The following is a 26,367-nucleotide window of genomic DNA, read 5'->3' as shown; positions in this document are numbered from 1 at the left end:
AGCATCTGCCTTACAAGCAGAGGGTCGGCGGTTCGATCCCGTCAGCGTCCACCATAATATCGCGGGGTGGAGCAGTCCGGTAGCTCGTCGGGCTCATAACCCGAAGGTCGTAGGTTCAAATCCTGCCCCCGCAACCAAAATGCATATGGAGCTGTGGTGTAGAGGCCTAACATGCCTGCCTGTCACGCAGGAGACCGCGGGTTCGAATCCCGTCAGCTCCGCCATTTTAATATTAAGTGAGGCCCGTTGGTCAAGGGGTTAAGACACCTCCCTTTCACGGAGGTAACAGGGGTTCGAATCCCCTACGGGTCACCACTAAGAGCCATTAGCTCAGTTGGTAGAGCACCTGACTTTTAATCAGGGTGTCGAAGGTTCGAGTCCTTCATGGCTCACCAGTTTCATACATGACGTCGCACTTGCGGCTTAGCCTCTGAGATTCTCAGAGGCTTTTTGCTGTATACACCCTTCTCTACTGAATTGACACACATTCTTTTTTCCACAATATATAAAAATAGCATTGCATAAACGGGTAAGAACATTTAGGATAATGCAAATAGGAGCAAAGTTTCAAATATTTACTGGTTGAACAGATCAACCGTGAAATAGTCGATAGCAGGGTGTGATCGTCATTTAAGCAAATGTTAAAACGCTATAATTTATAAGTTTGAATGTTGTTGCCCTGCATCTTAATCTCACAATACAGTCAGGAGAATGAAACATGCTAAAAAGTATGACAGAGGGCCATCCCGCAAAGCTTATTTTTATGTTCACCATTCCTCTGTTGATCGGTAATTTGTTTCAGCAGCTGTATAGCATGGCAGATACGCTGATCGTCGGAAGGACGATTGGAGTGGAAGCCCTAGCAGCCGTAGGAGCAACAGGAAGCATTACCTTTTTGATCATTGGGTTTGCACAAGGGTTAACCGTGGGGTTCTCTATTGTAACGGCCCAGCGCTTTGGCGCCGGCGATGAAAGAGGAGTGAGGCAAAGCATCGCGGTCAGCGCTCTGCTCAGTGCTCTTATTGCGATCCTATTAACGGCTGTCAGCGTCATTTATGCGCGTCCTATTCTGGAATGGATGCATACGCCTCAAGAAATTATCGATGATGCTCATCGGTACATCGTCATTATTTATTGGGGAATCGCAGCGTCAGTGCTGTTCAATCTGCTTTCCAACATTATTCGTGCGCTTGGCGACAGCCGTACACCGCTGATATTTCTTGTCATTGCATGTTTGCTTAACATTGTGCTCGATTTATTATTTATCCTCGTCTTCTCCATGGGAGTGGAGGGAGCCGCTTATGCAACGGTCATTTCGCAGTTAGTCTCGGGCATCCTATGTCTGATACATATGGTCAAAAAGCTTCAGATTGTAAGGCTATCGAAGGCAGAGTGGCGAGCAGAGAGGAGCGCGCTGCTTGAACATGTACGCCTAGGGCTTCCAATGGGCTTTCAATCCTCCATCATTGCCATTGGCGCGATTGTTCTGCAAGCTGCACTAAACAATCTAGGCTCCTTGTCGGTTGCGGCCTATACCGCCTCACAGAAAATCGATATGGTAGCCACGATGCCAATGGCTTCATTTGGCATGACGATGGCAACGTATGTTGCGCAGAACTATGGGGCGAGAAAGTTTGACCGAATACGGCAAGGCGTAAAGCAGTGCTGTATGATGTCCGTTGGATTTAGCATTGTGGTAGGCATCATCATTATTGCTGCCGGACATAAATTGGTTGAAATGTTTGTAGGGCCTGGGCATCCTGAAGTGATAGAGCTCGCTCAGACGTATCTGGTTATCAATAGCGTTATGTATTTTGTATTGGCGCTTTTATTCATATTCCGCTTCACGCTGCAGGGATTAGGGAAAAGCTTCATACCGACTTTTGCTGGCGTGATGGAACTGATTATGCGCATTTTTGCGGCTATTGTGCTGGCTGAATATTTAGGCTTTTCTGGCGTCTGCCTAGCGAATCCATTCGCCTGGCTTGGGGCATGCATCCCGCTCGCGATCGCTTACTTTGCGACGGCGAAGAGAATTTATTACCGAGTATAAAAATATGATTGATTGAAGTGGATATTCGATAAAAAAGGTTGGAGACCTCACATTAGTGAGCGTTCTCCAACCTTTTTTATTTGAACAGTATACGTTCATTCCGTGTTACTAAGCCTCGGTCAAGCGATCTAACCACTTTGGAATGTACCTTTCAGCTTGAACAACCACAGCCCATAGCTAGACACACGATATATATTCGTTGAAAATAGCTGCAAGCCAGTAGGGCTCTTTAGATAGGCTCAGTCAGCACGATCTCCATCAGTTCCATCATTTTCTCCATATGCTGAAGCTTACTGTAGCAGGATGCTGCGAGCCGGTAGCATTGATGCGGATCTAAGCTCGCATCCGATAAATAATAACTGCGCATGCTCATGGCTGCCGCAGCTTGAAGCAGGGAATCGGCCGCTTCTTCATATTGCTCTTCGTAGATGTAGGCAAGAGCTCGAACATAATGGAGGTCTGCATAATCCGGATCCATTTGCAATGCCTCATCTATCGTATGAAGGCAAGGCTCCATTAGCTGAAGCATTAGGCAGCACTGAGCCAGCCGAAGTTTTGCATGACTGGAATAGATAGAGGTTATAGGGAGCTCCATAAGAGCTATTTGTAAAGAAGCAATGGCTTCCTCGTAGTTTCCTTCATAATATTCTATCTGTCCTTGCCAGTAAGAGCGTTCACCGGCACTGCCTTCGGTTAGATGCTCAAGCTGCGCTTGCAGTTGAGTTAAAGTCCGGGTCCGATGGATTGTGATTGGACATTCCGTCGTACTAACGAAATCCACATTCTCCATCCGATCCAACTGGCGAACGTAATAATCCTCAATCATTCGATTGGAGGATAGATGAAACAATACGGGGAGGGATTGAGCTACAAGTGAAGCATCCGGCTCCGTTAGCACTAGCTTGCCTCGATAACGGATGAATGCAGTACGATATGCTTCAACGTCATCCATGAACGAATCCCATTCCTCCGTAACCGCAAGACGATCCCCTTCTTGCAGCAACAGCATCCAGTCGCATGAGGCTTGGCGAATAGCTTCTATTTGAACATCACGCTCTGATCGATCCTGAGGAAGCAGAACCAGCTTGGCGTTATATTGATTGGATAAGGAAAATGTCCATGGCGACCTTGAGCGATCCAGAATAATTAATTCCTCAATATAAGGAGCAGCAGAGGCAATCGTCTCTTCTAGCAGAGTACCTCCATGATTAGAGACAATACAAAGGCTGATCCGTAAAGACTTCATGTTGTACCCCCTCCTTGATGCTTGGATTGAAGCAGCTTGAGCGTAACTTGGTACAGATTCGATGAATTGATGTGCTGATGGGAGGCATGCCAGACGACTCGCTCCTGATCAATAAGCAGAATTTGCGGGGATACGTGAGGTATTCCAAATTGAGCGGTGACTTGAGCGGATAAATGCTTCTCCTCGAGAACGCGAACGACGTAGATGCTGATCTGATTGGCTATAGGGGCGTAACGACTTATAAATAGATTAAGCCCAGAGTGAGCAACACGGCTTGATCCGCATTGACTGCTATGCTTGTAAAGCAGCACAGGCTTGGTATTGGATTCCTCAATAACGGCCTGCAACTGCTCAAGTGTTTGAACAATCATTAATCCTGCCATGAGTAATTCCTCCTGTTCTAGACTGCGAAGAGGCTGAAGGTTAGCAAGGTAGTTAGCAGCTATGTATCACTTGATTATCTACGTTCTAGCCATGCCATCTAAGTCATACACTATTGCAGCATCGAAGTTCGAATGAAAAGGAGAGAACGAAAGATGTGGACGCTGGATGGGTTTACGTTTCTGCTGCTTTTTCTTGCAACCTATCGCCTGACACGATTATTGGTGTTCGACGAGATTACCTCATTTATCCGCAAGCCCTTTATCGAAGAGAAATTGGAGATGAATGATAAAGGAATGCTAGTCGCTGTCCTTGAGCAGAAGGGTGGTGCCTTTCATCGCTTTATGGGAAAGCTGTTAAGCTGTTATTGGTGTACTGGGGTATGGGCTTCAGCGGCGATCGTCTTGATTTATCTGTTCATGCCTCTATTTATAAGCGCCCCGCTGATCTGGATCTTAGCTCTTGCAGGAGCTGCGGGAATCGTAGAGTCTTTCGTGAAAGGGTAAGCGCTATTGCTTACCCTTTCTCGAAGAGACGGGATAAACATTGATTTCAGAAGAGACAGGACAATCGTCAGTCTCTTCTAACTCTTTCCTAGCATATGATACAGCAAAGAAGGTGGTGAATCTTCTTAGACGAGAGCAAGGATGGACATCATACTAGCAATTCGGTGCAAAAAGGTATGTTCGTTAATTGTGCGCCTGTAGGCACGTTCCGCAATGTCTAGTCTTGCCCCATCCTGATGGAGATAATTGAGAATGAGCTCGGCACCCTGCTTAGGTGTATGAAAGCCGACAATTTCTTTATCCGGTTCATAATAGGATGCAAGATCTGATCGGTAGTCTATAAGCTGAAAGGCACGACATCCGGAAATATCAAAGGTTCGATTGTTGATGGAATGCGCAGGTGCACCTGTACGATTTTTATCTAAATAGCGATCGTCTTCACTTCGGTGAAGATTAAGTACGATTTTGGCTCCATTGAAGTATCGAGGTGTCTCCGTGAAATTGATCCATTTGCTTCGAAGCTTCGGACGAACGCCTTGGGACCAGTCTACATGCTCCCAAAAATGCCCGATCAGGTGCACGCGAATCGGCTCCTGAATGTAGGCAAGCATCTCCTGCATCGTCTCCAGCCTATTTTTGTAGCCTGTGCCGATAAAGCAGACATCGGTCGCATACGAAGGATGGACAGCATAAGGACGGAAAATATCGAGATCAGTCCCCAATGGAAGATGAAAGACCTGCTTGCAGCCACTCGCTTCATAGTAGGGGATGCAGCCAGAATCAATTGTAAACACATAATCATAGGCTGCCGCCACCTCAAGCGCGTTATCGATGGCATAAGGATCGTCAACAAACCAGACCGCCGTTCGAAGGCCTAGACTTCGGATGCCATGAATGATCGATACAGGAAGATGGGACTTGGGCCCGCATAAGGTGATCACAAGATCAGGCGCATGCTTTTTGATATCAGGTATGAGTTCGGTGATCGGTCGGCGATTCGTCAGAAAAAACTCGATCTCGTACCCCGAGGCGATCAGCGCCTTGATTAGGGCATTGTCCAATATATCAATGGGCCTGCGGTAGCCTGACGTAATATAATACAGTTTCATAGCGGAACCTCCGCTTTGCTAAGGACTTTAGATGAAAAAAGGGATGGTTGGTCTACCACCCCACAACGGTCTGTACAATTGGTCGAACTTCGGTTTAAGTCGGGAATGGATAAGGGACGCCAGGGAAGATGTCTGGGCACTGCGGCGGGAATGTAACCACGCAAGGATTCTCTGGGATAGGAATCTCTGGACGAGGTTGGCAAAGCTCAGCTTCGATGATGAGCTTAACAATCGCCGTTACTTGAATGCTTTGGCAGATTACGATGTCCACGTTGACGAAGGTGTCGTCGACAACGTCCAACACTTCGATCCGAGTAGCAGTCGGAACAATGTGGACATTGACGTCTGTTCCAGGAGGCGCGCAGAGAAGAACCTTTTCAAAGCGAACAAAGCTCTTCGTGTAACGGCAATGAACGACGTTAGGTACAACAGACGTATCAATAATCGTTACTTCATACGTACCAGACTTGCGGATAATGACTCTTTGCAATGTGACAGGCGTTGTACCTACAGTTACAACAATGTTTTCTCTAATAGAGCCCGGCTTCTCAACCGATTCTACATCCAACACTGCTACTTCGACTCTAAAAGAGCTTGGTAATGGCAAGCACAGTGCAGGGTCGATCGTAGATTCGTCGACGATTTGGGTTACTTTCAACACCCAGTCGAATATTTTAGGAACCTCAATACACTCCAGAGAGGGTAGAGGCAAATATTCCGGGACCTGTTGACCTTGGACTAATTTGCTCTCCATTAAGGTTTCAAGCCTCCTTTGTAGAATTCAAATTCAATAACATTCTATGGAGCGCCCGAGAAAAGGTGACGACACCCCATCATTTTATTTTTTTGGAGGATTGTTATGGAGTATTCAGCCTTTCAGCGCATATCGTCAGAGTTTCACTGGCTAAGCAAAGCGACGACACGCAAGCTGACCCATGCTGTGCATTGTAAGAACCTTCCTCCCTCCATTACAGCGTGGTCGCTTAAAGGCCCAATCTGTGATTGCTGCGTATTGTACCTTCCCGAGGGACTGTTCATTCTAGCTCAGACAGCCGATGAGTTGCTGCTTCTGCGTGAAGCTAATCAATCTTGGCTGGAACTTCGAATCGAACCCTCAAGGAACGTAACTGCCCCATATATATGTAAGGAAGGGGAGTCCATATACATAAGTTATGTGCTGGCGGAAGAAGGACAATTATGTTTTATCGTCAAGCATCTTCGTTCCGGGAACTGGCGGTCGCATCGATATGAGTTCCCTCAAGGTGCATGTATTGATGAATTGCAATGCATCAAAGCTGCTTACATCCTTGGTGCAGATCAAGAGCTTCATGGATTGTTTCAGCTTCGTTCAAAAAATCGAGCAGCCGATGTGCTGATGAGCGTACGGGTTTCGCTATTTCGTGGCCATGAAGCGGAGTGGCAGGAGCTTTTTCAATACAAGGGCAGCGCATCGGTTTGGAGTCTTTCCTTGGCCAGGGATGAACACCATAGGCTGCATGCCTCTTGGGGAATTCAGACGGCCCCTCAGCAGGCAAGTTATTATTACTGCTCACTCAGCAAGGGAGAACATGAAAAGCTTAGCTCGCAATACGTATGGAAACACGAGGACTCGAAGGTAAGAATGCCTGCCTTTCTGTTCGGTTCGAATCTGCTGCTTTTGTTATTTATTGATGATAAAGGTCATATGGTATATGGAAGCTCATTAACGGAAGGCAGGAGTTGGCAAGGCATTCGTACAGGGACATTCGGCCCAGAGAAGGTCATTCAATTCGTTCAGATGACGAAGCATAGTGAACAGCAGTATTATCCTGCGCTTGTGCTAGGGCTTGGCTATCCTGCATTTCGACCCTTGGAATGGTTCGACTTGCAGCCCTTGCTAAGCGATAGCTGTGATGGAGCGGATGGTCCCGATCTGAGCTATATTCAAGCACAACTTTCTTCTATCCGTAATCTTCTGTCCGGCTCCTCGGACTCTTTATTGTCTGATGTAATCGAGTTTGTTTCTTATAAAGGGGTCCTAAATCGAGAGCTCATGCGATGGATGGAACAATGGAAGAAGCTTGACCAGGAGGAGCAGGCGCTAATATCCAGTCGGCTCCCTGCTTCAAAAGGAACACTGGAACATTTGCCGCTTCGTCACATACGATAACCTTAGGTAGACATTAGCGGAGGGAATCGAGATGCATATTATGATTAATGGAAGCTTGTTCCGTGAATTGCGTGATTCACTTCTCCCTGATATCGTGCAAATTCTAGGGGAAGCTTCCTTTCCATTTAAGCTCGACCAAGCCCAGAATACATTGTTACTTGCCCATCCTATTGAAGGGCATCAAGTCATCTTGGAATGCGAAGATTCTGTACTTCGGCAATCGCTCATCGCCAAAGCGAGTGAGATGCTTAGGGAGTGCGGCTTCCATGTCCATCTGATTCAGCGTGCGGAGGACCGAAGTGCAGTGATATCATCAGTGAATGTGGAGAAGCCCGTACTATGGCTGAAGCTCCAACGGTCTACTAGTACGGAGTGGAGCGCTCAATTCTCCTTCCAGCAGATGAAGTGGAGCAAATCGCTTGCCCATCGGCTGATCAGTCAGCTCTCGCGCTGCTCGGATCTTGAGGTACAGGGTGTGCAGCTGAATTGGAAGAACATGATCGGCTCGATTATTACGAAGTCCGATCACCCGTTTGCTGGGGTGACGCTTACCTGCGGCAGTCTGGAAGGGCTGTCGAGCTTTCAGCAAGGCTTGCTTGCACAAGGCATCGTAAAGGCCATAACCTCGCTCTATACGGATAAGCCTATTCTAGAAGTCATTCGTGCGCTTCGATCGATGGCCTATGAGCCAGGCGTTCACCTCCAGACGAAGCAGGAAGGCGTTGCTGTAACCACGCCTCGGCCAGAGCAAGCTGCTGATGTTCAGAAAGTTAGTCTAGTGTCGTCTAGATCAAGCGTACCAATTGAGGCTAAGGAACCTAATCAGGAGCAGCAAGCCATTGAAGCAGCATTTTCAATAGAAGAAACGCCAATCGAAGCAGGACTTCCAACTAAAGGTACTGCCCCAGTAGGCAGTGATGAGCAGCAAGCAGAAGCAGAGAAAGTAGACAACACAGCCGAGCTTAAGCCTAAGCTAAAGCGCTTGGCACGCTTGCATCGCTCTTATGAGTCTGCTGCAGCAATAAGCAGTCTGAGTACAAGTGAGCGAGAAGGGATAGACGAATCATCCATTGGTAAGAGGGAAGAGATCGATGTTGAACAGCCATCTGTTCAGGATCCGGTACCAATAAACGGTCAGTTGCCGAATAAGGCAGTAAACAATCCTGCTCCTTCCCCAACAAGATCGATTGATTCCGTCCAAGTTCATGTAGCGTCTATAGCAGAAGAGGATCATTCTACAGATCAAGAGGATACCAGCCTACAACAGGAGTTGCAAAAGGAGGAAGAGCAAAAAATGAAAAAGCCGACTTCCTATTCAACCTTTCTTCTGTTGAAGGCAACTCATCAAGGTGAGGAAGGTCCAGATTCGCCTTCGGCTGAACGGCAGCGAGGTCATTCCTTTATGAGTTATATGAATCATATGGCAGCATCACAGCAGCCAGAGTGGAAAAAACAAGAGGTGTCTTCGTTTAACATCTTAACAACCAAACAGCAAAATAAATCTTAGGAGCGTGCGTGATTGATCACGATTACTGCGCAAGTATATCGAGAATTGGCGGGATACTGTATCTCTAAGCTTCCTGAGGAGGCCTGTGGACTGTTATCTGGTCGGGAGGGCGTCGCTGAGACCTGCTGGCCGATTACGAATCGTGAGGAGAGTCCAATTGCCTTTACGATGGACGAAGCAGAGCTCGATACCGTTCTGGAGGAGATTGAAAGGTCGGGGGAGGAACTGATGGGGATGTTTCACTCTCATCCAACGGCTGTAGCGAAGCCGTCGGAGTTTGACAAGGCGCATGTGGTGTTTCCGTGCTCTTATATGATCTTATCCCTAGCCAGTGGGAGGCCTCGCCTTAGGTCCTTTCAGCCCTTGGATGGGGATCTGGTGCCGGAGCGGATTACGATTTTATACGACAAATAAAAGTATCCTGACCCTATAGAAGGGCCAGGATACTTTTTTTAACCATTAATTATAGAAGAACATTTTGATAGATATCAGCAGCAAATGCTAGGCCGGCTGTGTTGATAGGTCCATTGTTCAAGTAGTTCGTCACTTGGAAGGAGAAGACGAAGCGCACGCCAATTGCGATTGAGACTAAACCAAGGGATGCTGGAATAGAATAGAAGCGAGTCTTCTGCCAGTTATATGGGAATTGAGTATCGGTAGTAATACCAGTGGTTGGATCAAGCGAGCCTGCGTTCAAGTCAACATCCAGTCCAGGAACCGGGAACAAGTTGATGCCAAGCGAGCTAACGGCTTGTATACGAGCAGTAACGGCGTTATCAGCAAAGACGGTTAGTGCAATTAAGAAATCATTTGCTACACCAATCGTTAATGGAAATGTTGCAGATACAGAAGCGAATCCATGCGTTTCGCCAGGGAAGAAAGCATTTTGCGTCCAGACAAACTGAGGGTTAGGGGCAGCTGCTAAGACGGCGTTGTTGTCATTGTCAAACTTGCTTGGCTGTGGCCAGATTGCTGGAGCATTGCCCACATTGACTACGTTTGGAGCTCCACCGGACAGGAGAAAGTTAACTGCATCAATACGTGTATTGGCAGCTACCACGTTTGTCGCTTGGCTCGTTAAGCGCTGAATAGGTATTAAAGGCATACTAGTAACCTCCTTATGAGCGAGATGGAAGGAAGGTTTATCCTTCTACAATTCTAGTATATGGGGATTAGATAGGATTGATTGGATGAATGGCTAGCTTCAAACGTACAATCGAATTGCGAGATTCCTTCATATTAATATCCTAAGCTTTCTAACAATAAGGAGGTTCCTCGCATGTCGATTCCATTTAAACAGAATGAGAGAAGCTATACGTTTGATTGCCTGCCTAAGGGCGAGCAAAGACTTCAGTTTATTTTCCGGAATGAAACCAATCAGCCTTTATGTGATCTTCTTATAAAGATTAGCACGAAGAAATTTCGCACTCATGAACTAGGATCTGGGATCGCTGATATTAAGAGCAATGAGATACTGAGAAAAGTAGAAAAGAACCATTGCGAGCTAGAAAGCAGCAAGCTGGATTCCAAAAAGAAGAAAAAGCATAAACTAGATTCTGCAGAAGGCGTATCGATTTCCTCTCGTTCCTGCGATTGCAGCTACTGCAAGAAGAAGCGCAAGGAAAAATGCAAGCATGACAGCCATCATCCTAAGTATGGTAAGCATGAGCATTCCTGCTGCGATCATCACCATCATCATGATCCTTGTAAAAAGAAGAAGAAGGATTGCCATAAGCCTCAGTCTGTAAAAATCTCACGAGTAAAGATACAGACGACGTTCTGTGCGGATGTGCTGGAATGGTGCCCGCCAAGCAAAAAGGTATGCATCGACTTTCCGGATGTCTTAAAAGGTAAATGTATTCCGTTCTATCCGCCAAACAATGTCCTTATCCTGACGATTGAATTCACGAAGCCGCTGCGCGGAGATGAGGTTCTTATCTTTGAACCAGGAAGCGGATATGGACCTGTTCTCATTAATGAAGATTTCTGTTCCGATGATTATTGCAAATAAGTTGCATTTGCTATAGGCGATGAAGGTGAACGAACAAGAAATCCGCTAGGATCTATGACCTAGCGGATTTCTTATCTCATAATGTTGAACGTGCGATCGTGTGCTCAATAACTTGATTCACCCATTGATCAATCACCGACACATTGGATGCGATAATGCTTAGACCATGCTGCTTAGGTACATGATGCAGACGAAGAGGGCGAGGAGATTCTCTAAGGAAATCTTCTACTGCTGTAAGCACTCCGTTTCTTGGGCCATATTCATGGGCTGCATTCCATACCGATTCGTTATGTCCGCCTGCAACGAGTTCATTGACTCCAGGCAGCATTCCCTTTCGTTCGTTTGGCTGGCGGAACTCCGCAGGAACGGATTCTGGGAAGTAATACATATCTCTTCTGGCATAGGGCCATTCCGTATCGTGGAGAAAGACGACCGGGAATCGCTCCATTCGCTCGATAAACTTTAGCTCATGATAGACGGTATACCAGTTGTGGTCGCCGTCGACCAATACGACATCGGCCTGTGCGATATGAGGCAATCTATTCAGGCTATAATCTCGAAGGATCTCAATCGTAGATCCGTATACTTGCTGAACTTGTTCCGTATCGAACTGCGGAGAGGGATCAATGACGGTCAGCTTGCCGCGTAGCGAATGGGCAAGCTCCAGCAAGTGCATCGTATTGTAGCCTTGCGCACATCCAATCTCAATGATGGAATGCGGTTTGATCGCTTGCAATATCGGATGGATGATATCGTTCCAAAAAAATTTCATCCTGGATCCTCCGTTCTTACCCGTGGTAGGTTCGAATGAATTCTTCTATACGATTGGAGAAGAGAAGCGGGAGAGCTTGCAAGATATGGTGAATAGGCCAATTCCACCACGCAATGTGCTCTAAACGAGCGATGATATCCGGCGTAAAGCGATAGCGAATGATTCTGGCAGGATTGCCGCCAACAATGGCATAGGGGGGAACATGCTTCGTTACGACGCTATGGGCGGCAACGACTGCTCCATTGCCGATGGTCACGCCTGACAGGATAAAGGAGCCTAGCCCAAGCCATACATCGTGCCCGATCGTAACATTGCCTTTGGTCTTCGGATGGCCTGCAATGTGCTGCGCTTGCGCAAAAACAGGATTAAACGGATACGTGGTGACCCAATCCACATTGTGCTCACCGCCAAGCATGATGGTGACGCGAGCCGCAATGGATGTGAACTTTCCAATGCTTAATTGGGCCCCTTCCCCCCATGAGTATACGTCAGGCTCCCCATAGGTCCACTCACCGATATTATAACTTGCATACTTCGGATTCTGATTCATGAACATGGAGGTTCACCTCCCAAGCCATTGTGTCTAGTCATGCTTAACGCTGAACATAACTGTTCATTCTCCATTGAAGCAAGTATTGGTCGAGCAGTTGGAGAACCGCTGGCGGGACGAAGTTTCCTTTAATACCGATTCCAATCACCGTATGTGGGAAGATTTCGTCTCCAGCAAAGTTGGTGATGACTGTATCAAATGGCTTCAGGATGCTCGCAAAGGCTTGAGGGGTGAAACGCCAGTAATCGTTTGGATAATCATGAATCGGAAAATTCATAACCGAGCTGATTAACGCAATGCCATTCGGCTTAAGGATGCGGTGTATTTCCTGCATGGCAAGTCTCGGATCTTCGACATGCTCAAGGGTATCCATGCTTATCACGAAGCCGGCAGTTTCATCTGGGAGAGCGATATTGTGAAGATCAAGAACAAGATCTACACCAGGTCCAGGGCGCATGTCGCAGCCAACGTACGTTTTTCCTGGAAAGTAGGGGCGCAGATCTGCGAATACTTCTTGCCCGGCAACCTGATAAGATCCGAATTCATAAACGGGTTCTTGATATGGTAATGTGCCGGCACATATGGCTACCAGATCCTTAATAATTTGTCTCAATACATTCACTCCCTAACATGATGTGAGCCTACATGGAATTTAGCTGATGGTGCTTATGTATTCTCACCATATTCATCCATGTGAGGGAAGTTGTTGAGACAGGAGCACAAATTTATTGGCTTAGATGGACTTGAATCGGGTTCATAATCGGAAACTTTTGCTCTCCGACTTCGATATAGCCTTGGATATTTAGAGGACCATCAAGCGCATCAAAGTCGATCTCAACCTGCCATTCCTTTAATTCTACCCACACGCCTGGATGCAATGTTCTTGGCTCAATCGATTCGATATGATACGTTCCATCGACTCTTGCTTGTTTAAACCAATCCTTATCGGTAAACTTCCAACCCGTTTGCTTGCCGCTGCGGGTATAGACGCCAACGGCTTGAACCAGATCAGGTGAAAGTATTTTCCCGCTTAGAAGGGCAGTCGTTGGCGTAATTTGCAGGGTAACAGCAGGGTCTTGAATCGTCTCCCTGCTAAGGCTTCGAAACAGCAGATTCGCGTATACGGTGATTCGCTTTAGCTCAAGATCGACATCGATGGACTGCTGAAAAAGTGCCTCCACATAGTGGTTAGCCTCTGTGCTGCTCATGACATCACCTCAACTTTTCATCTTCTGAACTCTCTTGATCAAGCTTAACAATCGACTTTGAATCTTAAAACGAATGGAGGGCCCAGGTGTGGATGCTGTAGGTTCCTTCTGTTCCTCAAGGACAACAGGCAGTAAACGAGGTTTATTCTCGACACAAGATTCATTAGGATTGGCTGGCTTGATGGGAGTCTTTATTCCTTTCGTCACAGCCATCGCGATTTGCTGCTTCTTTTCCGCATGAAGCGCTTCGACCCGAGCCTGCTTCTGCCTAACAAGACTACGCCAATATTGAAGCTTGGTCTCAAGGCTCACGATGTCCTGCTTCAGCTGATCTCGGCTCTCCAATAGATTCATCATGTGGTGCAGAGAGCTTTCTGCATACGTAACAGAAGCATCTAAGTGCTGCTTCATGTTCAACCATTGAATCCAGGCAGAGAGCGGCGAATCCTTTATGTCCACCTGTTGATCCGGTGAGATCCATTTTGCTGGCTGAGAAGGTGGAGGAAAGGCCCGAGTAAGAAATCGCCAAACGATTGGCGTACCAACCGCGGTCGCTTCAATGAGCCCCCAGGCTCCAGCCTGCGTGTCATAGCTGTGCTGGAACAACTGCTGCTCCGCCAGCCAAATAAAGGTAAGGACTCCCTTTCTGCTTAGCACGGCGGCTTCAGTGACGCTGCGAATAGGGGTCAGAAGCTGTGCTTCCATGTCAGGATGGATGCTCATGCCTTGTGAAGTGCAACTAAACCGTTTCACCATTAATGCACCTCTTGGAAAGCTCATCATAATCCAACTGCGATTCTGACTGCTTTCCTGCACCAGTTGAATAAATATAGGCGTGCGCCCATCCCAGCCTGTTCGAAGAACTTGGTGCTTCTCTTCCTTCCACTGCAAAGAGTGCGGGTCATACAGCCAGCGAAACAGCAAGATATCATAAGATTTGCAGATGGCGACAAGTTTCCATTCCATGTTCTCGTAATAGATCTCCACATTCTCAGCATTCGGAATAGCCTTGAGTTCATCCACTGCACTCCAATAAGTCCCAGAAAGTCTCGCATGCAGCAGCCGTTCAGATGTGAGAGCAAATAGTTGAAGCGAATGATTCATATGAAAAAGTCGAAGCGAAACGATTTTGTCGGTATACAACATGGGAATAGTGCCTGTGTGCAATTGTTGGGTATCGGGATCATAAATGACGTGAAGGAGCTCTTCATTGTCGGAAAGATAGACGATATGCACATTTTCCTGATGATCCAGACAAACCGTGTAATGCAGGATGGGGTCTGATAAATGAAGAGAGGTGTGCGGCTTCAATATGGAGTCTAGCCATTTGTCCATGATGAGTCTGCGATCACTGACGCGTATGATCGATAAGAGACGTTTTGCAGCAATAACATAGCGGATGTCCACGGTCTTGACACCTCACCTTCTGAAAGCATCTGTTCACTTATTCGTATTCGCTAGCGCCAAGGATTAGGATGCATGGGGAGAAAAAAAGCATCTGGATGTAAACTTGTATTGATGTCAAAGCATGAACGTTTCCCATACATTATAAAGATTAGCAAATTTGACGACGGCAAGTCACGGAGGGATTGATGTTGAAACTCGTCCACATCTTACAACAGCTGTTTCAATTGGAGGGTGAGGCTTTCGTAGGAGAATTGTATCGACAGATACTCGGACGAGAGGCAGAAGCAATGACTAAGGCCTATCATGCCCCGTCCATGCGCGCCAATGCACCAAAAATGAGCTTGATGCTTTCCACGCTGCGCTCAAGAGAAGCACGGTTATTATATATGAGACAAACGTCAGCCGTACGGCCGGATGGACCGTCTATTCAGCATCGAATCCATTTTATGCTACAACTTCAGCCGAATGAGGTCTTTATTGCATCTCTCTATCAGCAGCTGTTAAACCGCGATCCTGAGCCCGGAGCGATGTCACACTACTTATCCATGCTTCAGATGGGGCAGCACCGCTATGCCTTAGTGGTAGGGATGCTGAACGCAGCAGAATGCATGGAGATCATTGCTTCCTCTTCTACTAATCAGATTCCGGCTGGTGTATCCTACGGGCAATATAGTCTCCATTTAAATAAAAGCACGCACTATCTTCATCCACCAGCGCCTCCTCTAAACAGAAAAATATCCATTGTCATCCTGACATGGAATGGACTCGACTACACGAAGCGATGCCTGCAATCACTCTCGTACCTTGCAAATGACACGAATGTAGACATTATGGTGTTCGATAACGGCAGTCACGATGGAACAGTCTTGTATCTGAAATCTCTTCCTTGGATTAAGTACCATGCCCATCCTGATAATATCGGTTTTCCAGCAGGAAACAACGCGGCGATCTCACTTTGTGATCCAGAAAGCGATATTGTGCTCTTGAACAATGATATCGTCGTTACGGATCATAACTGGCTTGAGAAGCTGCAGCAGACGGCTTATTCCGATCAGCGAATCGGCGTAGTCGGTTGTCGGTTGGTTGGGGAAGATGGTCGGCTTCAGCATGCAGGCACCTTTATCTTTTCTGAGACGTGCTGGGGACAGCAGATTGGCGGTCAAGAGGTTGATATTCAGCAGTATGAACGGATTCAAGAGGTGCAGGGCGTTGTGTTTGCCTGCACATATTTGAAGCGTTCGATGCTGAACCATATCGGTTTGTTGGATACCGAATATTTTGCTTACTTTGAGGATACTGAATATTGCCTTCGTGCCATCGCGAATCAATATCGTGTCATTTGCGATGGACGCGTCACCCTGATTCATACCCAGAATACGACCACGAAGGTCAATAAAGTGAATTTCAGCAAGCTGTTTGAAGCTTCAAAAGACAAATTTCGGCGCAAATGGGGGGGCTATCTGGAGCATTCCTATGCGATGCCTGTCAATTGGCATTCGATTGCGAACGTATCCTCAGGCTATGCCAACTCCTCTCGGAAGCTGATGATTGCTCTCGATGAGCAGCATGTGAAGGTGCATTATCGGTATGTATACGGACCTGGTACACCGAATCCAGTCATGGAGCCGCAGGCCAGCAGCGATTACCGCATTAATTTATTCAATGGCCGACATCGGGACCCAAGGGCACCTGAGGTTGTGTACGGGCAAGGCGACGTATTTTTCAAAAATAGTGGTTCGTATAAGATTGGCTACACGATGCTCGAAGTCGACGGCCTGCCGAGAGACTGGGTCGCGCAGTGCAATCAGATGAATGAGGTCTGGGTGCCATCGAACTTCAATGCAGCTACCTTCCGCGACAGCGGGGTACGAGTGCCGATTCATGTCATGCCGTTAGGCGTTGACCCGAACTACTTCAATCCTCACATTAAAGCGACTAGATTCTCAGATCGCTTTACGTTTTTGACGGTATTCGAGTGGGGGGAGCGCAAATCCCCGCTTGAGATGCTGCAAACCTTTGTCAATGAGTTTCGCCATGACGATGTGCTTCTCGTCTGCAAGGTAACGAATGCCGATCCGCATGTGAATGTTCACGAGGAACTGCGCAAGCTCAATGTCTTCGGTGCAAGATGCGGCATACACATCCTATACAATCAGAATCTTGAGGATTATTTATTAGGAAGCTTGTACCGTGCAGCGGATTGCTTCGTGCTGCCAACACGTGGAGAAGGCTGGGGAATGCCGATCCTAGAAGCGATGGCCTGCGGCCTGCCGACGATCGCCACGAATTGGAGCGCCCAAACGGATTTCCTGAATGAAACGACCGGATACCCGATTCGTGTAAAAGGATTAGTGCCTGCTATTGCAAAATGTCCGTATTATCATGGCTTCCGCTGGGCGGAGCCGGACCTTGAGCATATGGCAAGTCTAATGCGTTTTGTATATACCCATCAAGAGCAGGTAAAGAAGAGAAGCGAGCTTACCGCTCATTATATCTTGAACAATTGGTCGTGGGCCCACTCGGCTCAGAAGATCAAGGCTCGTCTTCAGCAGCTTAGGTAGGAGGTCGTTATGAGATATCTGGTTGGCATTCCATACGTGAATCGGATCGATTTGCTTTACCGAGCGATTCACAGCATTCCTGCTTATTGGCCCAACACCGTTGTACTGGATAATTCGCCCTCAAGAGAGCTCAGGCAGGCGCATTGGCTTACCCAAGCGGTAACCGTGGTGGAGCCGACCGTACCGTTAACCTTCGTGCAATCCATGAATGCCTTTCAGCGCATGGCTGAGGAGCGAGGGGCGGAAGCGGTCTTCTATATGCATAACGATGCCGAGGCTCATCCTGGAACGCCGGAGCAGTTTCTCCATGTGCTGTCTCAGCTTAAGGCCTCAGGAAAGAAGTGGGGCCTTGCACTGACCAACTTTGACGCGCTTGCCGCCTACAACATGGAGGCAGTAAGGACAGCGGGGCCTTGGGATACGGTATTCAGCAGCTACTTTGCGGATATCGACTACCACCGCAGACTGCGGCTTGCAGGCTATGAAGAGGTATTTACCGGTCTACCTGTCGACCATCACGGCAGCTCCACCAGAAAGTCGGACTCCAAGGTCAACTTTATCGTAGATGTGACCTGGCCATTGTATGAACGGTATTATGAGTTGAAGTGGGGCGGCAAGATGGCACAAGAAACCTATCTTACGCCATTTAATCGGCCAGTATAAGGGAGAGAGGATCATAGGATGAACCTTGCACAGCTAAAAGGTGACTATGACGGCATTTTTAGTCTAGGTTCCAATTGCTATCCGGCGCAGCGGCTGGAGCGTTATGGACTTAGGCCATACAGCGGCGTCATCGATTGGATGTATTCCAACTCTGTTGCAGGTCTCGTGAAGCTGTTGAATCATCGTTTCGACAGCTTCATGCATCCTGCGAATATGGTCATTGAAGGAACGATCTTCGATGGACATAATTATTCTGTCCGGGATTGCTTCTATGACATGGAATCGGTGCACGATTTTTTGGCTTCGGAACAACAGGAGGGCTATGTTCGTAGGCTTCCGGAATTCAGGCAGAAGATGCAGCGGCGAGTCGATCGGCTGTTGTTAAAAGCCGAGCATTGCCAGAAGCTGCTCTTTGTTCGGTTGAACGCAAGCTTTGTTGAAGCGAGCGTCATCGAAGGGGCTTTATCTCAGCTTGTGAAGCATGATTTCAGGCTACTAGTCGTGAATCCAGGCCCAAGAGCGCTGCAGGACTTGAACTGGCCGCTTCCTTATACATGCGGCTTGCAGCTGCCGATCGAATGGGACCCTGATAGCGACTTTATCTGGAGCGAAGTTTTTCGCGATATTCGGTATGTGGCTCCTCCTTTATAAGAGATCGCTTCATCCGTGTGCATTCAAAGAGGGCGATTGCGTTTCAAAATATGATACTTTTCAGGCAGAGTGAACGTTGGATTTGCCATAACTGCCGCTAACGATCTATAAGGGGAAAAAGAAAAGCGCTGGGCTATACAACCGGAATTCCGGTCATATGGCTTAGCGCTTTTATCATGTCTTGAGCCGCTTCCCGCGGCGTGAATAGCGAAGTGGCAGCCTGCTTTGCAAAGAGTCCCTTTGTGGCGGCTTCGCTATAGTTGTTTACGACATGCCGCATGAGAAACCTAAGGGCTTCAATTGAGCATTCCGCCCATAGCTGATCGCTCTGATAGCCATCATAGTAATGCTGCGGTTTCACAGGTACAAAAGTAAACGGAACGGGATAGCTGTTGTATTCGTTTAAAAAGTCGGTATGGCCGCCCCAGCCGGTCGCGATGATGGGGAGCCCGCGTACCGCTGCTTCGAGCATCGGATAGCCCACCCCTTCGCCGCGGCTTACATGTACAAAGGCCTGACAATGCCTGTATAATGCATCCATTTGCCATTCGCTTCGAAACTCCAGATCCAGATAGATCGGTGCAGTGGAGTGTTGTATGCCAAATTCTCTTTTCATATGCTCAACGGCTTGATGGAGTTCAGGACCAGCTGCGGTTTTTATGACCAGGCAGACAGGATCCTCTGGCCGGAATTCCTCCCAGTAGGCTCTAAGCAGCCGATCGATGCCTTTTCGCTCAATCCAGGAGCTTACGGCTAGGAAGCGAAAAGGAGGGAGTCCTTCCAAATAAGGGGGCGTATGGTGAGGCTCAGCGCTGCCTTGAGGGATATGCAGGCAGGGGCGAATATGATACATCGGGACTCGAACCCCAGAGGAGCGGAATACTTCCATATTGTTGGCGCTTGGTAAAAACATCGCGCTCATCTGATTCGCCTGGTTCACCCAGCGGTCAGGAATCTTGGACGTTTCCCAGTAGGTAAATCCGATCGTCGGGTGAAGCTTCCGCTTCCAGAGGTCTGGAATCGAATGAAGCACATATACTCTTCGCTTGGTTCTTGTCTTGCGCTTTAAGGTTAGGTGCTTCAAGATATGTCGCTGCTCGCTTGGCAGCTCAATCTCGGGCATGGCGGCATGGAATGCCTCAATCTTCACATCCACGCCGCTCTCGTGAAGGGCCATGACGTACTGGCGTGTTGCCTTGGCATAGCCTGTAAAGTCGAATACGTTGCCTTGCCAGACCAGTTGAAGGATAAGAAGCACCTCCTTTTTCAGCATCGTGTTAGAGGTTCGTGAATCTAAATATTTCTCGTGTGATCAAACGTGATTTAGGAGGTTGGGGCAGGGGCATATCGATTGAACACATGGATCAGCTTATCGATGACACGAGGCCAATTGTACAGCTTCGCGGTCTCAATCGCGTTGGTTGACAAGTACTGAGCGAATTCCGGATCATTCATGATGCGGTGAATGCCGTTCATAACCGCACTGGCATCCCCCTTATTGACGAGGATACAGTTCCAGTTGTCTCTGCAGAACTCTTCATTGCCTTCGGCACGAGTCGTCACGACGGGCGCGCCGCAAGCCATCGCTTCCAAGATAGGAAGACCGAAGCCTTCATGGTGAGAGGTCTGTACAAAGACCCCGCAGTTGCCATACAGATACGCGACCTGGGCATCATCAGGGAATGGAAAATGCATCGTGGATATGCCGCGAACCTTTGGCCGCTCAATTCCGAATGTAACAAAGGAGGCGCGAGGCTCATACTTGGCGAGTCCCTGGACAGCCCTAATCGTTACTTCGAAGCCCTTCAAATGCTGGCTTCTGCGGCTGCAGGCAAGGATGCGGAAAGGATCATGATCACTGGTGCGATTCGGCTTGAATATGTCAAGATCTACGGCGATGGAGATGTTGTCAGCCGCCTTCTGAAACCGTTCCATGAGCTGGTTCGTTGTCCAGTCTGCGATGGTCAGCATATGGACAGGCAGGCGATACGTATGGCGTACCCGTTCCTGCATGTCTCTTAGTGCGGGGTAGTAGCTCTCCTCAATATCTTGAACCAGATACATGGGAATGCCCTGACCGCCCTGATTGGGATCGCAGCTATTCCATACGACGGCCATCGTCTTCCACCAGGTCGCGATCTTGATTCCGCGAACCTGCTTGAGCTCCTTATACATTGCGTTATAATTGGCAAAGCTTCTAAGCGGAACCTTAAGTGGAAACCAAGATGGATTTCCATCCAGAGCAAAGAGCTGGACGTGAACGCCTGCCTCATGGAGGCGATTGACCTGCTCCATTACATTTTTGATTCCGCCGGACAAACCAACCTTCTCTAAGACGTATACGACTTCTAAATTACTCATCCGCTACAATTGCTCCTCTCTCCACGTGGACCAGAACAGCTTGCGTGCTTCCAGCTCCTTATAACGCCAGTAACGATTTTTATTCAGCTTCGTCGTACCGCGAGTATAGCCCTCAAGATGAACAGCTTGAGCGGTTCCGCAGTAGACGACACGATAGCCATGCTTCTTGGCACGATAGCAGTAATCCACATCTTCATAAGCAATAAAGTATTGTTCTGATAAAGGGCCGATCTCCTCAATTAATGCCCTTGATATAAGCATGAGCGCCCCTGTTACAGCATGCGCATCCTCTACAGCGAGCGCTGGGGGATAATCGGCTGGTTGGAATCGGTACCGATGATCGAAGTTGCCGCGTAATGACGGAACGACGCCGCCGTGCTGGATCGTTTGATTCGCATACAGCAATCTCGCCCCTACAATGCCGATCCGCGAATCCTGCAGCATCGTATCGATCATATAGTTCAGCCAGCCAGGCTGTTGAAATACAATATCGTTGTTACTCAAAAGGATGTAATCGCCTCTCGCTTGCGCGATACCAGCATTAACGGCCTTGCTAAAGCCTTCATTAACAGGCTTTGCGATTAAATGAACGTTGTTATCTCGTGCCCAAAGGATGAGCGCCTCTTGAACAGAAGCGCTGCTTCCATCATCGACAACGATTATTTCACTGTCCAGATCAAAGGTGGTCGCTCGAAAGCTGCCGACACATTGCTGGACAAGCTCTACTTGGTGAATAGTCGGTATGATGGCACTTATCATCAGGTCTCTCTCCTAGCTAATGAATTGACAGCTCTCGAAGCCGCAGTGCAATTCTTTCTGCACAGTGTCTCCACGTATATTGCTCCTCCACGGTACGCCTTGCCCATGAAGCCTTCATGATGGCTTCTTCAGGGTGTGTGTAAACATGCCGTATCAGCTGCCGAAGTGCGATCGGATCAGGATCGGCCCAGCATATCCGAGGCGTCGAGGGACTTGCAGCAACAAGGCCGCGAATGGGAATCAAGTAACTGTTATGAGCATGCAAAAAATCGAGATGGGCAGACCAGTTCGTGGTGATAACAGGCACTTCACATGCCATTGCCTCCATGACCGTTAGACTCCAGCCTTCCCCTCGCGTGGGCAGCACATAGGCATGAGCTAGATTGTAAAGGTCGACAAGCTGCTCTTCTGACCAGGCCTCTACAGATGAGAGCAGTTGGATTGAAGGTCGCGGACCGCCGCTTACACGCTCTGCCACTGTACGAACCTGCACCTGCTGGCGATGAATTTCTTCTTGGGTGCTGGCTCTTGTCTTAATAAGCAGGCAAACGTCCTCTTGCTCGGTGAACTCCGTTGCGAATGCAGCAACAAGGCGCTCTACTCCTTTACGATCATCGAAGGAGCATACCGATAGGAAGACAAAACTTCTCAGATTAGGGATTGAAAGAGCAGAAGCCCTCTTGCGAAATACCTCGCAGTCCACACCGTAAGGCATGACCCTGAGCTTATTTAGGGGGATACCACTTTTAGCGAACGTCTCGAGATTGAAATGGGACGGAACCCAAATTTCATCCATGACACTGCACTTTCTCGCCCAAGACCTAGGCAGGCGATGGCATTCGAACATGGTCATTCCGATTGTATATTGGTGGATGGGCTTAAAGAAATATTGCGCTGGATAATGAATAAGGACAGGGTGGTGCGGAGGAAGCGGGGTATTCATCGTTTGGGAGAAGAAAGCAGCTTGATCTGCATCAATGGGGATGTGAACCGTTTCATGATGAATCGGCGTAAAGCGAACGGATACGTGAAGCTTGGTGAGCTCCTTAATCATCTGGCGATTCGCATTGGCGTAGCCGGTTGGCTCATAGATTGTGCCAATGCTGTGGAGACTTAGGGCTCCGTTCACAGGGATACCTCCTTGTAAAGGATGAATGCGGCGTGCCCTGGATCTAGACAGGGCAGCGGTCATTCACGAGCAGATAAAGCCAATTATTAGAATATATGTGATATGGCCGCAATGGGGAACGGCGGAATGCATTAAGAGAAGCGCTTAATCTCATGATGTGCTCGACCCATTCGATAGCTAGAGGGGCTAACGCCATATTTGGCACGAAACTGGTTGGTAAAATAATGGATGGAGTCATAGCCCAATTCCAAGGCGATATGGGTGATGGATTGCCGGCTCTCCATAAGCATGACACATGCCTTTTTCATACGGGCATCAAGAAGATAGGCCTTAGGCGTCATACCGGTCTCCTGCTTGAACAGTCTATAAAATTGAGACTTCTCAAGCCTGCTTAGGTCGCACCACTCCTCGTGGGAGAAGCGAGACTCTGGGTGATTATCCATTTGCTCGACGACGACTGCAATGCGTTCATCCATTGGCTTCGTCGCAGTTGCGATATGCGACCACTGCAGCATCCAGCTCTTCAGCAAAGAGGAGGCAGCTTCCCTAGCATAGGTTCCCTGCTGGTTAAAGGCGACCATCGTAAGCTTCATGAGATCAATGAGATGAGGATAGGAGCGAAGCGACATGGAGGTTGGCAGCTGCTCGAGCTCGCTGCAGCTTCTTATCGCTGTCATCCACTCGGGCTCGAATTGATCCCATTCATAGGCGAAGCTTGGCTGATGCGGGGTTGGGACGGACCATAAATCAAAATAAAGATTATAAGCGTCCATCGTTTCCATCTGTGCATGCTCAAAAGTATGCCACTCGCCTGGACGAATAAAGATAAAGGTTCCACTGGAGATGGGATAACAGACATCCTGGATGATCATCTGGCCATGCCCTTCCGTAAACAAATGAAAGGCATAGCTGTAGCCGCGTCTTCGCTGTTCATCTCGTTCACCTCGATAATTATACAGATGTGCGGCTCGTACATAGGGCGAAATGTCGAGAAGGCTCATCATATCCTTTCTCCTTTGTGCTGATTTCGAGTTGCTTAGGTTAAGCAAATGCAATAAAGGCCGTATTTTTCATTATGAATGATTGGGACGGATGGAACGAAGCACAAAACGCTGTTTGCGATTAGACATCGGAATATTTTATAACCTATTGGAAGGTTGGCTAAATACGAAATCGTTAGGTCAATGATACAATGAGGCCAAATAAAAGTCACCTATAGGAGGATATTATGCGATTTCGACAAGTGCATCTCGACTTTCATACCTCTGGACTCATTCCTGATATCGGAAGAAAATTTTCTAAATCACAATTTCAAGAAATGCTGCAGCTCGGGCATGTCGATTCGATAACGGTATTTGCAAAATGCCATCATGGATACGCTTACTTCCCATCGGAAACGATCCCGAAGCATCCTGGGCTCGACTTCGATTTGCTCGCTGCGCAAGTCGAGGCTGCTCATGAGATAAATGTGAAGGTGCCGATTTATTTGTCAGTTGGGCTTGATGAGCATTTAGCTTGGGAGCATCCAGAGTGGCTGATGAGAAATGAAGAGGATAAGACGAATTGGGTCGATTCTTTTATGAAGCCAGGCTACCATCAATTTTGTTTGAACACACCCTATCTGGATCTCATGATTGATCAGATTCAAGAGGTCGTGCGCAAGTATGATGGTGACGGCATCTTCCTTGATATCGTGGGAGAGCGAAAATGCTATTGTCCGACCTGCCTGAAGCAGATGCTTCAAGACGGCATGGACCCTAAGGACCCTGAGCAGGTTAAGGCTAATGGTCAGCGCATTTATGCCAATTATACGAAGCGGGTGCGTGAGGCAATCGATGAGATCAAGCCTGGTCTTCCTGTATTCCATAATGAGGGGCATGTACATCAGGGACGCTTCGAGCTGGCAAGAATGAACTCGCACCTTGAACTGGAGTCCCTGCCAACTGGAGGATGGGGCTATGACCACTTCCCGTTGTCAGCACGATATGTGCAGCAATCCGGCATGGATTTCTTAGGCATGACAGGCAAGTTCCATACCTTCTGGGGAGAGTTCGGCGGCTATAAGCATCCGAATGCGCTTCGTTACGAAGCAGCGCTCAGCATTGCCAATGGCGCTCGCTGCTCGATCGGGGATCAGCTCCATCCTAGCGGCCTTATGGATCGAGCGACGTATTTGCTTATCGGAAAGGCCTATCAAGAGGTTGAACGGAAGGAATCATGGTGTGTAGATGTCGCCAACCATGCCGACGTGGCGCTGTTCACGGTAGAGGCAGCTCGGATTCAGCAGGACAACGGCTCGATGTACTCCGGCAAGATTGATATGGGGGCTGTACGCATATTGTTAGAGGGCAATGTGCTGTTTAATGTGGTGGACTTGGAGTCTGATTGGAGCGCCTATAAAGTATTGATTCTTCCTGATGCTATTCTGATGAAAGAACCGATTCTTAACAAAGTGAAAGAGTTCCTTGCGAAAGGTGGAAAGGTACTCGCATCTGGCCGCTCAGGCTTGAATCCAGAAGGCACAAAGAGTGTGCTTCCACTGGGGATTGAAGACCTTGGAGACAATCCGTACAAACCTGATTATTTCCAGCCTGACTTTGACATGCCAGCCTGTGAACGGGCTTCCTACATCATGTACAGTCAGGGACGCAGAATTGCATTGAATGGCGGGGAAGAGCTTGGTCGCAGGGAGGATCCTTACTTCAATCGTGAAGCATTCCGCTTCTGCTCGCATCAGCATACACCAACCTCCGGCGAATACGGAGGACCTGGCATGGTGGAGACGAAGCAGAGCATCTACATGGCATGGAATGTATTTGAGGATTATGCTACAAAGGGAAGTCTGGTTCTAAAGGAAATGGTGCTGTTCGCCTTGAACCGACTGCTTGGCGAGGATCGCTCCTTGATCACCTCACTGCCAGCACAAGGCGTAACGACGCTTCAGCATCAGCAAGCGGAGAAGCGCTACGTGAATCACCTGCTGTATGCTTCCCCAGTGAAACGCGGTGAACGTATCGAGATTATTGAAGATATTCTGCCGATCTACGATGTGAAGGTTGAGGTACGCGTTCCTGAGGATATTAGCAAGGTTTACCTTGCTCCTCAGATGGATGAGCTACCGTTTGAAAAGACGGAACACGGCATTGCCTATGTTGTGCCGAAGATGGAATGCCACCAGATGGTCGTCTTGGATTACAAGTAAGAGGATGATGTCAGACTATTAGCAACACAAAGATCATAGGGTCGCCTGTAGGGAAGAGCTGCAGGCGGCTTTTTATCCTAGCTAAAAATATGATTAGTGAAATTTTTCCTTCGACAAAATTCGAAAAAAGATTTGCATTTTG

General features: G+C 48.1%; 25 protein-coding genes and 4 tRNA genes. 14 read left to right on the top strand and 15 right to left on the bottom strand.

What is annotated here, in order from left to right; all coding sequences use genetic code 11:
- Positions 1-60 precede the first annotated feature (60 nt).
- The 5 genes from I2H74_RS20235 to I2H74_RS20215 all read left to right on the top strand — a co-directional run bounded on the left by I2H74_RS20235 (position 61) and on the right by I2H74_RS20215 (position 2,053).
- Positions 61-137 (top strand) — tRNA-Met (locus tag I2H74_RS20235).
- 10 nt (positions 138-147) lie between these two features.
- A tRNA-Asp gene (locus tag I2H74_RS20230) sits at positions 148-224 on the top strand.
- A gap of 16 nt (positions 225-240) precedes the next feature.
- Positions 241-315, top strand: a tRNA-Glu gene (locus I2H74_RS20225).
- A 4-nt stretch (positions 316-319) separates the two neighbouring features.
- Positions 320-395: transfer RNA gene (locus I2H74_RS20220), tRNA-Lys, on the top strand.
- A 323-nt stretch (positions 396-718) separates the two neighbouring features.
- Entirely contained in the window at positions 719-2,053 is a 1,335-nt protein-coding gene (locus I2H74_RS20215) for an MATE family efflux transporter (RefSeq protein ID WP_195576050.1), read from the top strand.
- Between the two features lie 229 nt (positions 2,054-2,282).
- Here I2H74_RS20215 and I2H74_RS20210 read toward each other — a convergent pair whose 3' ends face one another.
- Together I2H74_RS20210 and ytxJ are read right to left on the bottom strand one after the other, a co-directional pair.
- The gene (locus I2H74_RS20210) at positions 2,283-3,299 is read right to left on the bottom strand and encodes a tetratricopeptide repeat protein (RefSeq protein ID WP_195576049.1); all 1,017 of its coding nucleotides are present in this window, start codon (positions 3,297-3,299) and stop codon (positions 2,283-2,285) included.
- Positions 3,296-3,682, bottom strand: coding sequence for a bacillithiol system redox-active protein YtxJ (gene ytxJ, locus I2H74_RS20205; RefSeq protein WP_195576048.1), 387 nt, complete (start codon positions 3,680-3,682; stop codon positions 3,296-3,298). The genes I2H74_RS20210 and ytxJ overlap by 4 nt, the downstream gene beginning before the upstream one ends.
- Before the next feature lie 153 nt (positions 3,683-3,835).
- On the opposite strand from ytxJ, the gene I2H74_RS20200 reads away from it, so the two are divergent.
- Entirely contained in the window at positions 3,836-4,186 is a 351-nt protein-coding gene (locus I2H74_RS20200; protein ID WP_195576047.1) for a DUF1360 domain-containing protein, read from the top strand.
- Between the two features lie 125 nt (positions 4,187-4,311).
- Here I2H74_RS20200 and I2H74_RS20195 read toward each other — a convergent pair whose 3' ends face one another.
- Complete coding sequence (locus tag I2H74_RS20195; RefSeq protein ID WP_195576046.1) at positions 4,312-5,295, bottom strand: CgeB family protein; 984 nt, start codon at positions 5,293-5,295, stop codon at positions 4,312-4,314.
- 94 nt (positions 5,296-5,389) lie between these two features.
- The gene (locus tag I2H74_RS20190; protein WP_195576045.1) at positions 5,390-6,049 is read right to left on the bottom strand and encodes a hypothetical protein; all 660 of its coding nucleotides are present in this window, start codon (positions 6,047-6,049) and stop codon (positions 5,390-5,392) included.
- Positions 6,050-6,154: 105 nt separating this feature from the next.
- Between I2H74_RS20190 and I2H74_RS20185 the strand changes: the two genes are divergently transcribed.
- The 3 genes from I2H74_RS20185 to I2H74_RS20175 are packed head-to-tail and all read left to right on the top strand — an operon-like array spanning position 6,155 to position 9,365.
- On the top strand, positions 6,155-7,444 hold the full coding sequence (locus tag I2H74_RS20185) for a hypothetical protein (RefSeq protein WP_195576044.1): 1,290 nt from the start codon (positions 6,155-6,157) through the stop codon (positions 7,442-7,444).
- A 31-nt stretch (positions 7,445-7,475) separates the two neighbouring features.
- Positions 7,476-8,951 (top strand): hypothetical protein, encoded by a 1,476-nt coding sequence (locus tag I2H74_RS20180; protein ID WP_195576043.1) that lies wholly within the window; start codon positions 7,476-7,478, stop codon positions 8,949-8,951.
- 12 nt (positions 8,952-8,963) lie between these two features.
- Positions 8,964-9,365 carry a Mov34/MPN/PAD-1 family protein gene (locus I2H74_RS20175; protein WP_195576042.1) on the top strand — a complete coding sequence of 134 codons (402 nt, stop codon included), beginning with the start codon at positions 8,964-8,966 and terminating at the stop codon, positions 9,363-9,365.
- Positions 9,366-9,414: 49 nt separating this feature from the next.
- On the opposite strand, the gene I2H74_RS20170 is transcribed toward I2H74_RS20175, so the two are convergent.
- Positions 9,415-10,056 (bottom strand): hypothetical protein, encoded by a 642-nt coding sequence (locus tag I2H74_RS20170; RefSeq protein WP_195576041.1) that lies wholly within the window; start codon positions 10,054-10,056, stop codon positions 9,415-9,417.
- A 174-nt stretch (positions 10,057-10,230) separates the two neighbouring features.
- Between I2H74_RS20170 and I2H74_RS20165 the strand changes: the two genes are divergently transcribed.
- Positions 10,231-10,962 (top strand): hypothetical protein, encoded by a 732-nt coding sequence (locus tag I2H74_RS20165; RefSeq protein WP_195576040.1) that lies wholly within the window; start codon positions 10,231-10,233, stop codon positions 10,960-10,962.
- Positions 10,963-11,038: 76 nt separating this feature from the next.
- On the opposite strand, the gene I2H74_RS20160 is transcribed toward I2H74_RS20165, so the two are convergent.
- From I2H74_RS20160 to I2H74_RS20140, 5 genes are all read right to left on the bottom strand, one after another.
- Complete coding sequence (locus I2H74_RS20160; protein ID WP_195576039.1) at positions 11,039-11,734, bottom strand: class I SAM-dependent methyltransferase; 696 nt, start codon at positions 11,732-11,734, stop codon at positions 11,039-11,041.
- Between the two features lie 16 nt (positions 11,735-11,750).
- Positions 11,751-12,290, bottom strand: a complete 540-nt coding sequence (locus I2H74_RS20155) for a CatB-related O-acetyltransferase (protein WP_195576038.1) — start codon at positions 12,288-12,290, stop codon at positions 11,751-11,753.
- Positions 12,291-12,327: 37 nt separating this feature from the next.
- On the bottom strand, positions 12,328-12,897 hold the full coding sequence (locus tag I2H74_RS20150; protein ID WP_195576037.1) for a class I SAM-dependent methyltransferase: 570 nt from the start codon (positions 12,895-12,897) through the stop codon (positions 12,328-12,330).
- A 112-nt stretch (positions 12,898-13,009) separates the two neighbouring features.
- Positions 13,010-13,492 (bottom strand): D-Tyr-tRNAtyr deacylase, encoded by a 483-nt coding sequence (locus I2H74_RS20145; protein WP_195576036.1) that lies wholly within the window; start codon positions 13,490-13,492, stop codon positions 13,010-13,012.
- 9 nt (positions 13,493-13,501) lie between these two features.
- Positions 13,502-14,899 carry a hypothetical protein gene (locus I2H74_RS20140; protein ID WP_195576035.1) on the bottom strand — a complete coding sequence of 466 codons (1,398 nt, stop codon included), beginning with the start codon at positions 14,897-14,899 and terminating at the stop codon, positions 13,502-13,504.
- 185 nt (positions 14,900-15,084) lie between these two features.
- Between I2H74_RS20140 and I2H74_RS20135 the strand changes: the two genes are divergently transcribed.
- Genes I2H74_RS20135 through I2H74_RS20125 form a run of 3 tightly spaced genes read left to right on the top strand, consistent with a single transcriptional unit; the run spans position 15,085 to position 18,774 of the window.
- On the top strand, positions 15,085-17,460 hold the full coding sequence (locus I2H74_RS20135; protein ID WP_195576034.1) for a DUF4214 domain-containing protein: 2,376 nt from the start codon (positions 15,085-15,087) through the stop codon (positions 17,458-17,460).
- A gap of 9 nt (positions 17,461-17,469) precedes the next feature.
- On the top strand, positions 17,470-18,123 hold the full coding sequence (locus I2H74_RS20130) for a glycosyltransferase family 2 protein (RefSeq protein ID WP_195576033.1): 654 nt from the start codon (positions 17,470-17,472) through the stop codon (positions 18,121-18,123).
- Between the two features lie 18 nt (positions 18,124-18,141).
- A complete protein-coding gene (locus I2H74_RS20125) occupies positions 18,142-18,774 on the top strand; it encodes a DUF1796 family putative cysteine peptidase (protein ID WP_195576032.1) in 633 nt (210 codons plus the stop codon).
- A 133-nt stretch (positions 18,775-18,907) separates the two neighbouring features.
- Here I2H74_RS20125 and I2H74_RS20120 read toward each other — a convergent pair whose 3' ends face one another.
- From I2H74_RS20120 to I2H74_RS20100, 5 genes are all read right to left on the bottom strand, one after another.
- A complete protein-coding gene (locus I2H74_RS20120; RefSeq protein WP_229106882.1) occupies positions 18,908-20,047 on the bottom strand; it encodes a glycosyltransferase in 1,140 nt (379 codons plus the stop codon).
- Between the two features lie 50 nt (positions 20,048-20,097).
- Positions 20,098-21,135, bottom strand: a complete 1,038-nt coding sequence (locus I2H74_RS20115; protein WP_195576031.1) for a glycosyltransferase family 4 protein — start codon at positions 21,133-21,135, stop codon at positions 20,098-20,100.
- A 3-nt stretch (positions 21,136-21,138) separates the two neighbouring features.
- Complete coding sequence (locus I2H74_RS20110; protein ID WP_195576030.1) at positions 21,139-21,894, bottom strand: glycosyltransferase family 2 protein; 756 nt, start codon at positions 21,892-21,894, stop codon at positions 21,139-21,141.
- Between the two features lie 16 nt (positions 21,895-21,910).
- Positions 21,911-23,023 (bottom strand): glycosyltransferase family 4 protein, encoded by a 1,113-nt coding sequence (locus tag I2H74_RS25205; protein ID WP_195576029.1) that lies wholly within the window; start codon positions 23,021-23,023, stop codon positions 21,911-21,913.
- 131 nt (positions 23,024-23,154) lie between these two features.
- Entirely contained in the window at positions 23,155-24,027 is an 873-nt protein-coding gene (locus tag I2H74_RS20100) for an AraC family transcriptional regulator (RefSeq protein WP_195576028.1), read from the bottom strand.
- Positions 24,028-24,251: 224 nt separating this feature from the next.
- Here I2H74_RS20100 and I2H74_RS20095 point away from each other — a divergent pair, with 224 nt between their 5' ends.
- On the top strand, positions 24,252-26,225 hold the full coding sequence (locus tag I2H74_RS20095) for a beta-galactosidase trimerization domain-containing protein (RefSeq protein WP_195576027.1): 1,974 nt from the start codon (positions 24,252-24,254) through the stop codon (positions 26,223-26,225).
- Positions 26,226-26,367: the final 142 nt, after the last annotated feature.

It is taken from the genome of Paenibacillus sp. 1001270B_150601_E10, assembly GCF_015558675.1.
Classification (GTDB): Bacteria; Bacillota; Bacilli; order Paenibacillales; family Paenibacillaceae; genus Paenibacillus_B.
The sequence above is the reverse complement of the archived record's forward strand: the minus strand, read 5'-3'. Positions and strand labels throughout refer to the sequence as shown.

Bases quoted from the DNA above. Each gene is read 5' to 3' on its own strand.
- I2H74_RS20145 (WP_195576036.1), bottom strand. From the start codon at position 13,492: ATGAGCAGCACAGAGGCTAACCACTATGTGGAGGCACTTTTTCAGCAG.
- I2H74_RS20155 (WP_195576038.1), bottom strand. From the start codon at position 12,290: ATGTTCATGAATCAGAATCCGAAGTATGCAAGTTATAATATCGGTGAG.
- I2H74_RS20095 (WP_195576027.1), top strand. From the start codon at position 24,252: ATGCGATTTCGACAAGTGCATCTCGACTTTCATACCTCTGGACTCATT.
- I2H74_RS20170 (WP_195576041.1), bottom strand. From the start codon at position 10,056: ATGCCTTTAATACCTATTCAGCGCTTAACGAGCCAAGCGACAAACGTG.
- I2H74_RS20110 (WP_195576030.1), bottom strand. From the start codon at position 21,894: ATGATAAGTGCCATCATACCGACTATTCACCAAGTAGAGCTTGTCCAG.
- I2H74_RS20135 (WP_195576034.1), top strand. From the start codon at position 15,085: ATGTTGAAACTCGTCCACATCTTACAACAGCTGTTTCAATTGGAGGGT.
- I2H74_RS20215 (WP_195576050.1), top strand. From the start codon at position 719: ATGCTAAAAAGTATGACAGAGGGCCATCCCGCAAAGCTTATTTTTATG.
- I2H74_RS20210 (WP_195576049.1), bottom strand. From the start codon at position 3,299: ATGAAGTCTTTACGGATCAGCCTTTGTATTGTCTCTAATCATGGAGGT.
- ytxJ (WP_195576048.1), bottom strand. From the start codon at position 3,682: ATGGCAGGATTAATGATTGTTCAAACACTTGAGCAGTTGCAGGCCGTT.
- I2H74_RS20200 (WP_195576047.1), top strand. From the start codon at position 3,836: ATGTGGACGCTGGATGGGTTTACGTTTCTGCTGCTTTTTCTTGCAACC.
- I2H74_RS20130 (WP_195576033.1), top strand. From the start codon at position 17,470: ATGAGATATCTGGTTGGCATTCCATACGTGAATCGGATCGATTTGCTT.
- I2H74_RS20125 (WP_195576032.1), top strand. From the start codon at position 18,142: ATGAACCTTGCACAGCTAAAAGGTGACTATGACGGCATTTTTAGTCTA.
- I2H74_RS20165 (WP_195576040.1), top strand. From the start codon at position 10,231: ATGTCGATTCCATTTAAACAGAATGAGAGAAGCTATACGTTTGATTGC.
- I2H74_RS20120 (WP_229106882.1), bottom strand. From the start codon at position 20,047: ATGCTGAAAAAGGAGGTGCTTCTTATCCTTCAACTGGTCTGGCAAGGC.
- I2H74_RS20185 (WP_195576044.1), top strand. From the start codon at position 6,155: ATGGAGTATTCAGCCTTTCAGCGCATATCGTCAGAGTTTCACTGGCTA.
- I2H74_RS20180 (WP_195576043.1), top strand. From the start codon at position 7,476: ATGCATATTATGATTAATGGAAGCTTGTTCCGTGAATTGCGTGATTCA.
- I2H74_RS20100 (WP_195576028.1), bottom strand. From the start codon at position 24,027: ATGATGAGCCTTCTCGACATTTCGCCCTATGTACGAGCCGCACATCTG.
- I2H74_RS20160 (WP_195576039.1), bottom strand. From the start codon at position 11,734: ATGAAATTTTTTTGGAACGATATCATCCATCCGATATTGCAAGCGATC.
- I2H74_RS20195 (WP_195576046.1), bottom strand. From the start codon at position 5,295: ATGAAACTGTATTATATTACGTCAGGCTACCGCAGGCCCATTGATATA.
- I2H74_RS20190 (WP_195576045.1), bottom strand. From the start codon at position 6,049: ATGGAGAGCAAATTAGTCCAAGGTCAACAGGTCCCGGAATATTTGCCT.
- I2H74_RS20115 (WP_195576031.1), bottom strand. From the start codon at position 21,135: ATGAGTAATTTAGAAGTCGTATACGTCTTAGAGAAGGTTGGTTTGTCC.